Origin of the sequence: Mesorhizobium sp. LSHC412B00, from assembly GCF_000503035.1 — a bacterium.
GTDB lineage: Bacteria > Pseudomonadota > Alphaproteobacteria > Rhizobiales > Rhizobiaceae > Mesorhizobium.
The window spans coordinates 21,935-35,889 of record NZ_AYWB01000020.1 but is presented as its reverse complement, the minus strand read 5'-3'; the positions used below and the strand labels follow the sequence as shown (position 1 = coordinate 35,889).

Below are 13,955 nucleotides of genomic sequence, written 5' to 3'. Positions count from 1 at the left end.
CGCGATGGTCTGCCGCAGGCGGGTAACGATGGTCTGCCGCAGGCGGGTAACAAGAGCGCCATTGGGGCGAAACTGAGGACAATATCGATGAAAGCTCCCTGACGACGGCAATGTCCGCGCGAAGACGACGCCGAGGCGGATAGACTATTCCCGATATTCGCTGACTTCGACCAAATTGCTGTCCGGATCGCGGAAATAGACCGACATCATCTTACCGCGGGCGCCGGTGCGCTCGACCGGGCCGACTTCGATGGCAACGCCGTTGGCTTCCAGACTGGCGCAAATCTCGGCAAGCGGCCTTGCGGCGATCAGGCAGAAATCGCCGGACCCAGGCATCGGCGTCTTGGCTTTCGGTTCGAAAGTGTGCGTTGCCTGATGCAGATTGATCTTCTGCGATCCGAACAGCAACCCCGTCGGCCGGTTCGGCTCGTCGAGGCGCTTGAGGCCAAGCACCCGCTGGTAGAAGGCGCAGCTGTCCTCCACCGAGCGGACCGTCAGCACGAAATGATCGATGCCGGCGATCATGGTGATGTCCCCTAAATGTTGCGGCTACCCGGCTTGATCGCCGGGATGGCGGCAAGTTCCGGCGGCAGGCGGTCGGCGGGATAGGCCGGCACCTCATATTCGGCAAGCGCGATCAGCGGCACGCCGACATTGGTCTTGCCGGCCGAGCGGTCGATGATGCAGGCCGCCGCCACGACCTCGGCGCCAATCGCGCGCAGGCAGTCGATGGTTTCGCGGATCGAAAGACCAGTGGTGACGATGTCCTCGACGATGACGACGCGCGATCCCGGCGCGATCTCAAAGCGGCGCAGCCTGAACTCGCCGCCTTCGCGCTCCACCCAGATTGCTGGCACACCGAGATGGCGCGACGTCTCATAGGCCGGGATCAGGCCGCCGATCGCCGGGCCGACGACGTAGTCGACCTTGCCCGGCACCGCCTTGCGGATCTTTTCGGCCAGCGCCTTGCAAAGCCGCTCGGTCTTGTCGGCATGCATGAAGACGCGCGCCTTCTGCAGGAAGACCGGGCTGCGCAGACCCGACGTCAGGATGAAATGTCCCTCCAGAACAGCGCCTGCCTCGCGGAAAATGCCCAGAACTTCGTCGGTATTCATAACTCGCCCCATGTCCATGGTGAATGGTGAATGGTGAATGGTAGTGAGAACGCCTTCTTTCACTATTCACTATTCACTATTCACTATTCACTATTCACTATTCACCCATTCACACGCCGCGCATCGCTGACGCTCGAATTATCCTTGAGCTGCGACAGCAGCCGGTTGAGGTGCTTCAGATCCCAGACTTCGAGATCGATCAGCATTTCGGTGAAGTCGGGCGCGGTGCGCACCATCGACAGCGTATGAATGTTGGCGTCGTTGGAGGCAACGACCTGGGCGATGTCGGCGAGCGAGCCCGGCGCGTTGATGGCGGTGACCGAGACGCGCGCCGGAAAGCGCTCCTTGGTCTGCTCGTCAATGTCCCAGCGCACGTCGATCCAGCGCTCCGGCTGGTCGTCGAAGGCCTGCAGCGCCGGCGACTGGATGGGATAGATGGTGATGCCGGTGCCCGGCTGGACAATGCCGACGATGCGGTCGCCAGGCACGGCCCCTTCCGGCGCGAAACGCACCGGCAGGTCGCCGCGCACGCCGCGGATCGGCACCGCGCCATCGCGCGGCTGGTCCTTGTCCTTGCGCGCGGCTCGTGTGCCGGGCATCTGGAACAGCATGCCGGCGGCGTTGCGGATCTTCGACCAGCCCTCCTCGCGCTGCTTGGGGGCGCTGACGGTGACGCGCTCGTCCTTGTAGTCTGGGAAGACGGCCTTCATGACGTCGGTCGAGGCAAGTTCGCCGCGCCCGACCGAGGCCAGCACATCCTCGATGTCCTTGCGCGCCAGCCGGTGCAGCACCGGCTTCAGGCTTTCCTTGGTGAAGGTCTTGCCGGCGCGTTCGAAGGCGCGCTCGAGAATGCGGGCACCAAGACCTGAATATTGCTTGCGAATGGCGTTCTTGGTGGCGCGGCGGATGGCTGAACGCGCCTTGCCGGTGACCACCACCGACTCCCACGCCGCCGGCGGCACTTGCGCCTTGGAGCGGATGATCTCGACCTCGTCGCCGTTCTTCAGTTCCGTCATTAGCGGCATGATGCGGCCGTTGACCTTGGCACCGACGCAGGTGTCGCCGACATCGGTGTGCACGGCATAGGCGAAGTCGATGGGCGTGGCGCCGCGCGGCAGCGCAATCAGCATGCCTTTCGGCGTGAAGCAGAATACCTGGTCCTGGAACAGCTCCAGCTTGGTATTTTCGAGGAAGTCTTCCGGGTTGTCGCCTTCTGCCAGTTGCTCGATGGTGCGCCGCAGCCAGGCATAGGCGTTGGTCTCCTTCGAGATCGCATGGGCGGCGCCGTTCGTCTTGCCGCCGGTGTCCTTGTAGATCGAATGGGCGGCGACGCCATATTCGGCGATCTTGTTCATCTCGCGGGTGCGGATCTGCAGTTCGACGCGCTGGCGCGACGGGCCGACAATGGTGGTGTGGATCGAACGGTAGTCGTTCTGCTTGGGCGTAGAAATGTAGTCCTTGAAGCGGCCAGGCACCATCGACCATGTGGTGTGGATGGCGCCGAGCGCGCGGTAACAGTCTTCGACGCTGTCGACGACGACGCGGAAGCCGAAGATGTCCGAGAGCTGCTCGAAGGACAGCGCCTTGGCCTCCATCTTGCGGAACACCGACCACGGCTTCTTCTGCCGGCTCTTCACCCCGGCATTGATGGCATGCTTCTCGAACAGCGCCGACAGCGCCTTTTCGATGTCGGTCAGCACACCCTTGTTGCGCTCGAATATCTCGGCAAGCCGCGCGGTGACGGCGCGGTAGGCTTCCGGATTGATGAAGCGGAAGGCGATCTCTTCCAGTTCCTCGCGCATGCCTTGCATGCCCATGCGCCCGGCCAGCGGCGCGTAGATGTCCATCGTCTCCTCGGCGATGCGCAGGCGCTTGGCCTCGGGCATGTGGTCGAGGGTGCGCATGTTGTGCAGCCGGTCGGCGAGCTTGACCAGCAGAACGCGGACATCCTCCGAGATGGCCAGCAACAGCTTGCGCAGGTTTTCCGCCTGCTCGGCCTTCTTGGAGACGAGATCGAGCTTCTTCAGCTTGGTCAGGCCTTCGACCAGCTTGCCCATTTCGGGGCCGAACAGATCGTCGATCTCGGCCCGCGTCGCGGTGGTGTCCTCGATCGTGTCATGCAGCAAGGCGACGGCGATCGTCGCCTCGTCCATGTGCATTTCGGTGAGGATGGCGGCGACTTCGAGCGGATGCGAGAAATAGGGATCGCCGGAAGCGCGCTTCTGGTGGCCATGCTTCTGCATGGCGTAGACATAGGCCTTGTTGAGCAACGCCTCGTTGACGTCAGGCTTGTAGCGCGCAACGCGCTCGACAAGCTCATACTGACGCATCATGGGCGGGTTCTCACGGTGCTGAAATGATTGATGCGCCGCACTGATGTACGGCGCATCTCATAGATAGCCACGAAACTCACGGGACGGAAGTGCCGGAACCATATTCCCGGCAGGTCCAGGGCAGCGATTAGTAGTCGTCGCTCTTTTCCGGGGGAACCAGGCCCTCGATGCCGGCCAAAAGGTCTTCCTCGGTCATGCGATCGAAGGTGACGTTTTCTTCGGCGTCGTCGGCATCGGTAGCTGCAACTGCGTTGCCGGTCTGGTCGGCGATCGCCTCGCCGTCGGCCTCGGGCTCGTCGACCTCGACATGCTTCTGCAGCGAGTGGATCAGATCTTCCTTGAGGTCGTCGGGCGACAGCGTCTCGTCGGCGATCTCGCGCAGCGCTACGACCGGGTTCTTGTCGTTGTCGCGGGGCACGGTGATCGGCGCGCCCTGGCTGATCTGGCGGGCACGGTGGCCGGCGAGCAGCACGAGCTCGAAGCGGTTGTCGACCTTGTCGATGCAGTCTTCAACGGTTACGCGGGCCATTGATTGCCCCTTTCATGCCTGGATTTGATGGAAAACAGGCGCGGTCCATAACCCGAACGCCGCCAAAATACAAGCATTATGGCGCCGTGGCCCCATCGGCTGGCGAATGCCAGTCTCTGGCGCCGGTGAATGCCTTGCCGGCAAAGCCCGCCTACCGGCGACGACACGGCTCCGATCACAATTGCTTGCAGTGCGCCCCGGCACCCTTGGATTGCCGTAAAACTGGCGCTATCTCGGTTGACGAAAGGTCAGCCGGTTTATTTACGAGCCGACCGATATAACGACCCATTTCGATTAGTCCGCCACCTATTTCGAAAAAGGAATATTGCCATGTTCGACCCCCGTGAAAAAATCGCTCTTTTCATAGACGGCGCCAATCTCTACGCCACCTCGCGCGCACTCGGCTTCGACATAGACTACCGCAAACTGCTGTCCAGCTTCCAGAAGCGCGGCTATTTGCTGCGCGCCTATTACTACACCGCTCTGGTCGAGGATCAGGAATACTCTTCGATCCGCCCTTTGATCGACTGGCTCGACTACAATGGCTTCAAGGTGGTGACCAAGCCGGCCAAGGAATTCACCGACTCGACCGGCCGCCGCAAGATCAAGGGCAATATGGACATCGAACTGACCGTCGATGCGCTCGAACTTGCCGATGTTGTCGATCACTATGTCATCTTCTCCGGCGACGGCGACTTCCGCACACTGGTCGAAGCGCTGCAGCGGCGCGGCCGCAAGGTCTCGATCGTCTCCACCATGGCCTCGCAACCACCGATGATCTCGGACGATCTGCGCCGCCAGGCCGACCATTTCATCGATTTGACCTCGCTGAAGAACGAGGTCGGCCGCGATCCCTCCGAACGGCCGGTGCGCAGGCCCGAGCCAGTCGAAGAGGAAGACTATTGACGGCGGCGGCCTTGGACGCCGCTCCCGAACCCGACCGCGACTGCCCGCTCTGCCCGCGCCTGCATGATTTCATCGCAGACTGGCGGCAGCGCGAGCCGTCGTGGTTCAATGCGCCGGTGCCGACTTTCCTGCCGCCTGATGGCGAGGACGCCGTCGAGCTGCTGATCGTCGGGCTGGCGCCCGGCCTGCGCGGCGCCAACCGCACCGGGCGACCGTTCACCGGCGACTATGCCGGCGACCTGCTCTACTCAACGATGATCGCTCACGGTCTTGCCCGCGGCGAGTTCAAGGCGCGGCCGGATGACGGGCTCGAACTGATCGGCACCGCGATCACCAATGCGGTGCGCTGCGTGCCGCCTGAAAACAAGCCGGTCGGCGCCGAGATCGCCACTTGCCGCAGCTTTCTGGTGCCGACGATTGCACGCTTTCCCAAACTGCGCGCCCTGCTGGCGCTGGGCTCCATCGCCCACCAGTCGACCGTCAGGGCGCTGGGCCAGCGCGTCGCCGCCTATCCGTTCAAGCACGGCGGTCAGTTGCCGGCCGGCGGCGTCACGCTGTTTTCCAGCTATCACTGCTCGCGCTACAACACCAACACCGGTGTCTTGACGGAGACGATGTTCGTCAAGGTTTTCAGCGACATCGCTGAGTTCCTGCGGACATAGTGCCGAGCACCTTCAGGGGCCTTGAGGCCCTTCCGGCACGTCCTGTCTTGCCTGTCCCGATCGGCGCTTGACACGTTTTGGGTCGTCTGCGCTGGAGACCGCCGTCTCGCCAGCCTGGTACGATCTCTCCTCCTTGTTGACTTCCAAACAACTATCAATAGATTGTCAGTATAATTGAGGGCGGGGGTTCTCGGATGTCGATTTCGGACACTAGCGGGTTTGGCTTGGAGCCAGGATTCGCAGAAAAACTGTCATCTCTTTTGGATATTTGCAGGGCGGCCGGATATGAATTCCGGGTATCACAAGGACTTCGTACTCCGCAGAAGCAGGCGGAATACTACTGCAGATGGGACAAACGGAAGCCGGCGGACATCGATGCCGCAGCAAAGAAGATGAAAAATGACGGCGCGCCTTGGCTGGCATCTGTTCTTTTGCAATATCGCAACATTGCCAGACAGGCTGACTGGCTGACCAGTGCCCTACCCGGTGCCGGATGGCATCAGTGGGGTGAGGCTGCGGATTGCTACTGTTATCGCAACGGCAAAATGGTGGAGAACGGGGGCGACCCCTGCTACAAATTCTACGCCGAACAGGCCGTCAAGCTCGGCCTGACAGCGGGCTACTACTTTCAACATCAAGACTCCGGCCATGTTCAGCTTCAGTCTGCCGCAACGGCTGCGAGCATCTATACATGGCATCACATAGACGAGACGATGAAATCGCGTTTCGGGGACAAGGACGAAGTCGCGCTTAGCGCGGGCGCCAAGCCGACATCCGTATCGAGTTCGGCACTTGTGGCTTTCACACCTTTGGCATTGACGGAAACCGCCGCCCCATCCGGGTATTACAAGGACGACACCGGAATGGTGCAAGCCACCTTAACACCTGCATTGTTCATCGACACGACGGGCACCAAGGGTACGTTGCGCGCGCTGGCCGAAACATACAATCGGGTTGGCGGGCTGATCGAAACCTTCGGTAAGCTGACCAGCATCGATCCGGTCGCAGCGCTCGCCGTGTGGTACGTTGAAAGTGGCGGCCGTAAATTCACACTCGGCCTGCCGGTGCTGCGGTTTGAAAATCACAAATTATTCAAATACTGGGGCGCGACAAACGTTGCCCAATTCGATAAGTATTTTCAATTTGGCGGACACGCCGGGATCCCCGGCGCCTCCCATAAGAATCACAAGTTCCGCGTTTCGACCAAAGACGCTTGGCAATCGTCCCATGTTGATGACCAGAGCGTCGAGTACAAAGCTTTTCGTTTTGCCGAAACGCTATCTTCACGAGAAAAGGTCTGCCTGTCGTCCAGCTTTGGTGGCCCCCAAATAATGGGGTTCAACCACAAGATATGTGGATACGCTTCCGCGTCGGCATTGGCGGACGCATTCGCTACAGACGAGCGATGGCAGGTCCTAGGGTTCGCGGATTTCTGCAAGTCGAACAATCTCATCGATGAAATTCGGAACAGGAAATGGCTAGACTTTGGACAGGCCTACAACGGCGACGGGGCAGTGTACGGTCCAAAACTGGAAGATGCTTACAATTTCAAGGGTAAACTAGCCAAATTGCCTCGCCAGCCATCTCCGGGCGGTCTCGCGGGAGGGCTTGCAACGGCTGGAACTCCGGTGCCGAAATCGCTGACGGTCGAGACGACTCCGGCCGCGCTGGGATCCGCATAGTTATGGCACCTCCTCACGCTACAATCCAAAGGCGTGCCGACCGAAGCGATATTCGTTGATAGAACCTGCGGAGCTAGGTCGGGCTGGCGATCTCGGATCAAAATCCCGCCAGCGGTGTTGGTGGTCGAGAACACAAAGGCCGGTGCGCCGATGCCTAGGGCTGCAACCTGAGCGGCGAGCGGCTTGGAATGGTCGACGACATGATGGGCGCCAAGCCCAAGCACCCAGTCGCGTTTCGGGCCCCGATGCGGTGGCGATCACAGTCAGATATGGTATTCGTAGCGCTCGCGACAGGCTTCTTCACATTGAGGCGGTCGAACAACGCCTCGAAGGCTGTGATCGCCGTCGTCGGCAGTGCTGCCGCCTGCGCATAGCCGAGCGAGCCAGACTGGGCTCATCGCCCGCAAGGTCTATGCGCAGATGCCGCCGAAGGTCGAGTACAGCCCGACGCCTCGTGGCCGAAGCCTGGAGCCCGTGATCACCGTGCTGAAGGTCTGGGGCGATGCGAATGTGACGCTGGCGCCGGAGGTTTCCCAGGCCGCTTGAAGCGGAGGCGTGGCAACCGCTTGCGTTGGTCCGGCCCTCACACCGGCAGCAGCGCGTCCGGCTTCACGTCCGATATCGACGCATAGGTGTGCGTTTCCCTGACACCCGGCAACGGCAGGATCACGCGCTTCAAAAAATCCTGATAAGCGGCCATTTCTGAAATGCGCGCCTTCACCAGATAGTCGAAGCCGCCAACGACCATGTGGCATTCCAGCACTTCGGGAGCTTTCGCCACCGCTTCGGCGAAACGGTCGAACACATGCGGCGCCGCCTGGTCGAGCCTGACTTCGATGAAGACAAGCGTGCCACGGCCGATCTTTTGCGGGTTGAGCACAGCCCGGACCGCGGTGATGAAACCGTCACGAAACAGGCGCTTCACCCGCTGGCTGGTGCCGGTCGGCGACAGGCCGACGCGGGCGGCGAGATCGAGCGTGGTGCGACGCCCATCCTCCTGCAACAACCGCAGCAGGCTGCGGTCGATGGCATCAAGTTGGTCGGATTCATGATTCACGTTCATGGCTCCTCTATTGTGTGAAATTCACGCCCAGATCGCGATAACAGCCTATTTTGTCGCACCATTTTCAACAATAGGCTGAGCTTTCTACGAGAGCCGTCTGGAGGAAGAATCCTCCGCTGGCAGAATCGAGCGGGACAGAGAATGCGCGTGACAGAGGACCTAAACACAAAGCCGGCAATTCTTGCGGGCCTCGCCATGATCGGTATTTACGCCGTGCAGTTCGTCGCAGCCCGCTTTAGCCTGCGGGAGCATCTTACGGCGACGGATGTCGCGACCTTGCGCTTTGTCGGCGCCGGACTGGTCATGCTACCGGTTGTCTGGCGCGGCGGCCTGTCAGCCAGCAAAGCGTTGGGCTGGCGGCGCGCCCTGGCGCTGGCGGCGCTGGCCGGACTGCCCTACCCGATCATCATCAACTGGGGCCTCACCTACGCACCCGCCGCGCATGGCGCGGCACTTTGCCCAGCTCGATCGTGTTCTTCTCGTTCGTGCTGTCGCACCTCGCCACGACGGACAAGGCCTCGCGCCAGCAAACCATCGGCGTCGCCGCCATCATCGCCGGGCTGATCCTGTTCATTGCGCCAGCGCACACCGGTGGCGGTATGAAGGATGTCTTCTCCGGTGATCTGCTGTTCATCGCATCGGGCGCGATGTTTGCCGCTTATGCCGTTCTTGTGCGGCGCTGGCGCGTCGATCCGATTGCGGCGACCGTAACCGTGGTGCTGCTGTCATGCCTGCCGCTGCCGCTTCTCTATCTCTTCGTACCGAGCGGCCTTCATAGCGCGGCAGCCGGCGAAATCGCCAGCCAGATCGTCATCCAGGGATTTCTGGCCGGTGCGGCCGCCATGTTCCTCTACACCTATGTCGTTCGAAAGCTGGGCTCACAGACGGCATCGCTGTTCATGCCCTGCGTGCCGATCGCAACGGTCATGATCGCGATGACGGTGCTCGGCGAGACGCCGACCGGCACCCAGTTCGCCGCCATCTTGATCATGGCCGCAGGGATGGCCTTTTCGGCTCTTTCCAGACCTGTGGCCAAGCCTACATGAGACTGCGGCTAGCCAAAGCGAATGCTTGCCTGATCCGTTCAGGGCGATGGAGGCGTTTGCGAAGAGACCTGTCCGGGCGCGGCAAACAACTCGGCCAGCGTTTGCTGCCCGCCCTGCAGTACGTTCAGATCGACATCGCCGACGATGCCGTCGACGCGGCCCATATTGTGGTACTGCCAGTAGATCCAGTCGTTGCGACCTGGCTCCAGGAGCAACGAGCGACGCCAGAGCGGGCGAACGTCGATTTTCCCGGCATAGGCGTCCTCGGCCTCGTCGGTCAGGTAGATGATCGCCGGCTTGCCGAACGCAGCTTCAACCGGTCCGAGGAAGGCCTGGAGTTCCGCGCTCAGCTGCTCCGGCGACGGGCGTTGCGGGCAGTTGCCGCCGAATTCGATGTCGACGACCGGCGGCAGCAGCGGCTGGTCGTGCGGCACCACCGCGATGAAATTTTTCGCCTGGTCGGCGCCCGGCCGGCAGAAGGTGAAGAAGTGATAGGCGCCGACGGCAAGTCCGGCCGCGCGCGCCTCGCGCAGGTTTTTGGCGAAGGCATCGTCGACATGGTCGCCGCCCTCGGTCGCCTTGATGACAGCGAAGGCGACATCGTCGGCGGCAACGCGGCGCCAGTCGATTTCACCCTGATGATGGGAAACGTCGATACCCCTGACCGGATAGCTGTCACGATCGGGCGAGAAGGTCCGGAAATAGAAGAAGCCGCCTGCCGCGACGAGGCCGGCAAAGACCAGACTGGCCGCACCCCAGAGGATGATCCGGTTCTTCAAACCTTTCCCCATCGTGTGTCGCTGGAAACTTGAAAGCCGATGTGGCTTTTGTGGGGCTGTGGCTCGAGGTTCTTAGCCTCGCTCCTTCATAAGCCGGCCCTTTTCGCGCGACCAGTCGCGCTGCTTTTCTGTCTCGCGCTTGTCGTGCAGTTTCTTGCCGCGGCCGACGGCGAGCAGCAGCTTGGCACGGCCCTGGTCGTTGAAGTAGATTTTCAGCGGCACCAGCGTCATGCCTTCGCGGTCGATGCTCTGCGCCAGTTTTGCCATCTCGCGCTTGTTGAGCAGCAGCTTGCGGCGCCGTCTGGGCTCATGGTTGAAGCGGTTGGCCTGCAGGTATTCCGGCAGATAGGAATTGATCAGCCAGATCTCGCCGCCCTCCACCGAGGCGTAGCTGTCCTGGATGTTGGCCTGGCCCTGGCGCAGCGACTTGACCTCGGTGCCGGTCAGCACCAGGCCGGCCTCGACGGTGTCGAGCACCTCATAGGAAAACCGCGCCTTGCGGTTTTCCGCAACGGTTTTGTTGTTTGGATCGGCTTTTCTGACCTGGTTCATGATGCGGAGAGGTGGCGCCTCATCCTCAATTTATCAAGCCGGCGTGCTTCATCGCCGCATCGATCTTCTCGGCGGTCGACGCCTCGATGGTCACCAGCGGCGAGCGCACCACGTTCTCGACCTTGCCAATCTTCGACAGCGCGTATTTGACGCCGCACAGGCCGGGCTCAAGGAAGATGGCCTTGTGCAGCGGCAGCAGACGGTCCTGCAATTCCAGCGCCTTGGCGCTGTCACCGGACAGTGTGGCTTCCTGGAATTCGGCGCACAGCCGCGGCGCGACATTCGACGTCACCGAGATGCAGCCGACACCGCCATGAGCGTTGAAGCCGAGGGCAGAGGCATCCTCACCTGAAAGCTGGATGAACTCCTTGCCGCAGGTGGCGCGCTGTTCGGACACGCGCTCGACCTTGCCGGTGGCATCCTTGACGCCGACGATGTTCTTGAAGTCGTGCGCCAGCCTGCCCATCGTCTCCGGCATCATGTCGATCACCGAGCGCGGCGGGATGTTGTAAATGATGATCGGCAGCTTGGTCGCCCTGGCGACGGCAGCGAAATGCTCGTACAAGCCGCGCTGTGTTGGCTTGTTGTAATAAGGCGTGACGACCAGAGCGGCGTCGGCGCCCGCCTGCTCGGCATACTGCACCAGACCGACCGCTTCAGCGGTGTTGTTTGAGCCGGCGCCGGCGACGACCGGAGCGCGGCCCTTGGCCACATCGATGCAGACCTTGACGACATGGCGATGCTCGTCATGCGACAGCGTCGGCGACTCTCCGGTGGTGCCGACCGGGACGAGGCCCGTCGTGCCCTCGCCAAGTTGCCATTCGACGAAGGCGCGAAAGGCTTTCTCGTCGAAACGTCCGCTCTTTTCGAACGGCGTCACGAGCGCAGTAAGCGAGCCTCTCAGCATGTCGTCCAACTCCTTGGAACTTGTTTGTTTATGCGTGTCATCGTCCCAAAACCGGTTCCCGCTTTTGGGCGACATGCATCGGGCGCCTTCTAGCCGAAAGCGAAGCCGCGCACCATAGTCTCGACACTGTTGCGCGGCAAGCATGCCGATGGTGCCAGCAAGCGCAATTCGAACGGCCTCGATAACCCTTTGTTTACGGGCTCTTCACGACCTAAGTCTAGGCTCTCGGGCACCTGGGCTTGCCATCTAAAGTGCCGCAACAGGGAAAGATCAGGATCATGCCGGCCAGTCGGCCACTCCGCTTCATATTGCTTGGCGCCGTTGCCCTGCTGATAGTGGGGACGGCGGCAAACGAGAGCGTCGACGAGCAGACGACCTCATCGATCCCGATGCCTGACATGCAAGATGGAGCGCAGACCGATGCGCCCTCCGCCAATATCGCCGTGTTGAAAGGCAGTCTCGATGCGTTGGCGACCGGCGATATCGCCGCGGCACGAGCGGTGCGCGAAACATTGCCGGCCAGTTCGCTGGACCGCCATATCCTGGCCTGGGCGATCGCGCTCTATGGCGGCGACCGTGTGCCGAGCAGCGAGATTGCCGATACCGCAAAGATGTTGCCGAATTGGCCGGGCACCATCGCTCTGCGCAAGAACAGCGAGCGCGCGCTTTATCGCGAAAACCCCTCGCCGCAGACCGTGGTGAAAGCCTTTGACGGCAGCCAGCCGCTGACCTTTCAAGGCGTGGTCATCCTTGCCCGTTCTTATTTAGCTCTTGGCAACACCAAGGCTGCGCTTTCCGTGCTGTCGCCATTCTGGCGCACCGAGAAGCTGGAAGCCAGGGACGAGGCGGCCGTCAGCAAGGAGTTTGGCGCCATCATTCCGGCTGCCGACCATCGTTTCCGCATGGAACGGATGTTTTATGCCGACCGGGAGAATTCGGCGCTGCGGGTCGCAGCCCTTGCCGGCGCGCAACCGCTGGCCGATGCCTGGGCCGCCGCCTCGCGTGGCGACAAGAACGCGGCCAAGCTGTTGAAAGCAGTGCCTGCCGCACAGCAATCGGCCGGCTATTTCTTCGCGCAAGCCGAATATCTGCGCAAGCAGCGGAAGTTTGCGGACGCCGCCGCGGTGGTAATGAAAGCGCCAACGAACCGCGACGCGCTGGTCGATCCCGATGCCTGGTGGGTCGAGCGCCGCGTGCTGTCGCGCGCACTGGTCGACCAGGGCGACTGGAAGACCGCCTACAAGATCGTTGCCGCGCATGCCGCCGAAAGCCCCGCCAGCGCCGCCGAGGCCGAATTCCACGCCGGCTGGTATGCGTTGCGCGGCCTCAACGATCCTGCGACGGCCTCGACCCATTTTGCCCGCATCGCCGATCTCGCGCAGGGACCGATGTCGCTGTCACGCGCCTATTACTGGCTTGGCCGCGCGGCGGAAGTCGGCGGTCCCGGCAATGCGAAGGATTATTTCACCAAGGCGGCAGCCTATGGCACCACTTTCTACGGGCAGTTGGCGGCGGAACGGGTTGGCTTGCGCACGCTGAACATCGTCTATCCCGAGCCAAGCACTGCCGACCGCCAAAGCTTTGACGGCCGCGAAGCCGTCAGCGCCATCAAGCGGCTGCAGGAGGCGGGCTACGACCGCTATGCCGAGACGCTTTACCGCGACCTCGCCGGGCAGTTGACCAGCCCCGGCGAGCTGGCGCTGCTTGCGGTGCTGGCGGAAAAGCAGGGCAATCATTTCATGGCGCTGAAGATCGGCAAGATCGCCGGCGCGCGCGGCATCGATGTCGGCGCGCTGTCGCATCCGCTGGGCGTCATTCCCGACACCGCCGACATATCCGGCTCGGGCAAGGCGCTGGCCTATGCGATCGCCCGCCAGGAAAGCGAATTCAATGTCGGCGCCGTCTCCAGCGCCGGCGCGCGCGGCCTGCTGCAGCTGATGCCGGGCACCGCCAAGCAATTGGCGAAGAAGGCAGGACTGAGCTTTTCCCAGGATCGGCTGACCAGCGATGCCGGTTACAATGCGACGCTGGGGGCTGCCTTCCTTGGCGAGCAGCTCGACCGCTTCGGCGGCTCCTATGTGCTGACCTTCGCCGGCTACAATGCCGGCCCTAACCGCGCCAGCCAATGGGTAGCCAAGTACGGCGACCCGCGCGGCAAGGGCATCGACGCCGTCGTCGACTGGATCGAGCGAATTCCCTACACCGAAACAAGAAGTTACGTGCAGCGCGTGATGGAGAATTACGAGGTCTACAAGATGCGCATTTCGGGGAAGTACGATATCGTTGGGGATTTGGTGAACGGAAGAGGCTGAGGCCGCAGAGCTGTCGCCACGGGCAGACGTTGGCGATCCTTCGCGCCCCCTTGCCGGCCATCTCCCCCA

14 protein-coding genes and 2 pseudogenes are annotated in these 13,955 nt (G+C 62.0%); 7 read left to right on the top strand and 9 right to left on the bottom strand.

What is annotated here, in order from left to right:
* Positions 1-144: 144 nt before the first annotated feature.
* The 4 genes from X757_RS139700 to rpoZ all read right to left on the bottom strand — a co-directional run bounded on the left by X757_RS139700 (position 145) and on the right by rpoZ (position 3,977).
* Positions 145-525, bottom strand: a complete 381-nt coding sequence (locus X757_RS139700) for a VOC family protein (protein ID WP_023702681.1) — start codon at positions 523-525, stop codon at positions 145-147.
* 11 nt (positions 526-536) lie between these two features.
* On the bottom strand, positions 537-1,115 hold the full coding sequence (pyrE, locus tag X757_RS139705) for an orotate phosphoribosyltransferase (protein ID WP_023670237.1): 579 nt from the start codon (positions 1,113-1,115) through the stop codon (positions 537-539).
* A gap of 101 nt (positions 1,116-1,216) precedes the next feature.
* Positions 1,217-3,448 (bottom strand): bifunctional (p)ppGpp synthetase/guanosine-3',5'-bis(diphosphate) 3'-pyrophosphohydrolase, encoded by a 2,232-nt coding sequence (locus X757_RS139710; RefSeq protein ID WP_023670236.1) that lies wholly within the window; start codon positions 3,446-3,448, stop codon positions 1,217-1,219.
* Positions 3,449-3,575: 127 nt separating this feature from the next.
* On the bottom strand, positions 3,576-3,977 hold the full coding sequence (gene rpoZ / locus X757_RS139715; protein ID WP_023670235.1) for a DNA-directed RNA polymerase subunit omega: 402 nt from the start codon (positions 3,975-3,977) through the stop codon (positions 3,576-3,578).
* Between the two features lie 330 nt (positions 3,978-4,307).
* On the opposite strand from rpoZ, the gene X757_RS139720 reads away from it, so the two are divergent.
* The 3 genes from X757_RS139720 (at position 4,308) to X757_RS139730 (ending at position 7,227) form a co-directional block, all read left to right on the top strand.
* Positions 4,308-4,883 (top strand): NYN domain-containing protein, encoded by a 576-nt coding sequence (locus X757_RS139720; protein WP_023727564.1) that lies wholly within the window; start codon positions 4,308-4,310, stop codon positions 4,881-4,883.
* Complete coding sequence (locus X757_RS139725; protein WP_023727563.1) at positions 4,880-5,545, top strand: uracil-DNA glycosylase; 666 nt, start codon at positions 4,880-4,882, stop codon at positions 5,543-5,545. Before X757_RS139720 ends, X757_RS139725 begins: the two co-directional genes overlap by 4 nt.
* 194 nt (positions 5,546-5,739) lie before the next feature.
* Entirely contained in the window at positions 5,740-7,227 is a 1,488-nt protein-coding gene (locus tag X757_RS139730) for an N-acetylmuramidase domain-containing protein (RefSeq protein ID WP_023727562.1), read from the top strand.
* 113 nt (positions 7,228-7,340) lie between these two features.
* Here the strand turns inward: X757_RS139730 and X757_RS1000000169180 are convergent.
* Positions 7,341-7,609: pseudogene (locus X757_RS1000000169180) on the bottom strand (zinc-binding alcohol dehydrogenase family protein); the annotation flags it as partial.
* Between the two features lie 8 nt (positions 7,610-7,617).
* On the opposite strand from X757_RS1000000169180, the pseudogene X757_RS139740 reads away from it, so the two are divergent.
* Positions 7,618-7,773: pseudogene (locus X757_RS139740) on the top strand (winged helix-turn-helix transcriptional regulator); the annotation flags it as partial.
* 37 nt (positions 7,774-7,810) lie between these two features.
* On the opposite strand, the gene X757_RS139745 reads toward X757_RS139740, so the two are convergent.
* On the bottom strand, positions 7,811-8,290 hold the full coding sequence (locus tag X757_RS139745) for an Lrp/AsnC family transcriptional regulator (RefSeq protein ID WP_023816803.1): 480 nt from the start codon (positions 8,288-8,290) through the stop codon (positions 7,811-7,813).
* 141 nt (positions 8,291-8,431) lie between these two features.
* Here X757_RS139745 and X757_RS1000000169805 point away from each other — a divergent pair, with 141 nt between their 5' ends.
* Both X757_RS1000000169805 and X757_RS01000000165340 read left to right on the top strand, forming a co-directional pair.
* Positions 8,432-8,854 (top strand): EamA family transporter, encoded by a 423-nt coding sequence (locus tag X757_RS1000000169805; protein ID WP_373432859.1) that lies wholly within the window; start codon positions 8,432-8,434, stop codon positions 8,852-8,854.
* Positions 8,746-9,336 (top strand): DMT family transporter, encoded by a 591-nt coding sequence (locus tag X757_RS01000000165340; RefSeq protein ID WP_245275126.1) that lies wholly within the window; start codon positions 8,746-8,748, stop codon positions 9,334-9,336. Before X757_RS1000000169805 ends, X757_RS01000000165340 begins: the two co-directional genes overlap by 109 nt.
* 38 nt (positions 9,337-9,374) lie before the next feature.
* On the opposite strand, the gene X757_RS139750 is transcribed toward X757_RS01000000165340, so the two are convergent.
* The 3 genes from X757_RS139750 to dapA form a co-directional block, all read right to left on the bottom strand.
* Positions 9,375-10,115: a GH25 family lysozyme gene (locus X757_RS139750; RefSeq protein WP_023727559.1), complete on the bottom strand. Its 741-nt coding sequence runs from the start codon at positions 10,113-10,115 to the stop codon at positions 9,375-9,377.
* Between the two features lie 72 nt (positions 10,116-10,187).
* A complete protein-coding gene (smpB, locus tag X757_RS139755; RefSeq protein ID WP_023670226.1) occupies positions 10,188-10,667 on the bottom strand; it encodes an SsrA-binding protein SmpB in 480 nt (159 codons plus the stop codon).
* A gap of 25 nt (positions 10,668-10,692) precedes the next feature.
* Complete coding sequence (gene dapA, locus X757_RS139760) at positions 10,693-11,574, bottom strand: 4-hydroxy-tetrahydrodipicolinate synthase (RefSeq protein WP_023727558.1); 882 nt, start codon at positions 11,572-11,574, stop codon at positions 10,693-10,695.
* 278 nt (positions 11,575-11,852) lie between these two features.
* On the opposite strand from dapA, the gene X757_RS139765 reads away from it, so the two are divergent.
* Positions 11,853-13,886, top strand: a complete 2,034-nt coding sequence (locus tag X757_RS139765; protein ID WP_023727557.1) for a lytic transglycosylase domain-containing protein — start codon at positions 11,853-11,855, stop codon at positions 13,884-13,886.
* Positions 13,887-13,955: the final 69 nt, after the last annotated feature.

Coding starts and splice junctions, on each gene's coding strand:
- X757_RS139745 (WP_023816803.1), bottom strand. CDS start 8,290: ATGAACGTGAATCATGAATCCGACCAACTTGATGCCATCGACCGCAGC.
- X757_RS1000000169805 (WP_373432859.1), top strand. CDS start 8,432: ATGCGCGTGACAGAGGACCTAAACACAAAGCCGGCAATTCTTGCGGGC.
- smpB (WP_023670226.1), bottom strand. CDS start 10,667: ATGAACCAGGTCAGAAAAGCCGATCCAAACAACAAAACCGTTGCGGAA.
- X757_RS139710 (WP_023670236.1), bottom strand. CDS start 3,448: ATGATGCGTCAGTATGAGCTTGTCGAGCGCGTTGCGCGCTACAAGCCT.
- rpoZ (WP_023670235.1), bottom strand. CDS start 3,977: ATGGCCCGCGTAACCGTTGAAGACTGCATCGACAAGGTCGACAACCGC.
- X757_RS139720 (WP_023727564.1), top strand. CDS start 4,308: ATGTTCGACCCCCGTGAAAAAATCGCTCTTTTCATAGACGGCGCCAAT.
- X757_RS139700 (WP_023702681.1), bottom strand. CDS start 525: ATGATCGCCGGCATCGATCATTTCGTGCTGACGGTCCGCTCGGTGGAG.
- X757_RS139765 (WP_023727557.1), top strand. CDS start 11,853: ATGCCGGCCAGTCGGCCACTCCGCTTCATATTGCTTGGCGCCGTTGCC.
- pyrE (WP_023670237.1), bottom strand. CDS start 1,115: ATGAATACCGACGAAGTTCTGGGCATTTTCCGCGAGGCAGGCGCTGTT.
- X757_RS139730 (WP_023727562.1), top strand. CDS start 5,740: ATGTCGATTTCGGACACTAGCGGGTTTGGCTTGGAGCCAGGATTCGCA.
- dapA (WP_023727558.1), bottom strand. CDS start 11,574: ATGCTGAGAGGCTCGCTTACTGCGCTCGTGACGCCGTTCGAAAAGAGC.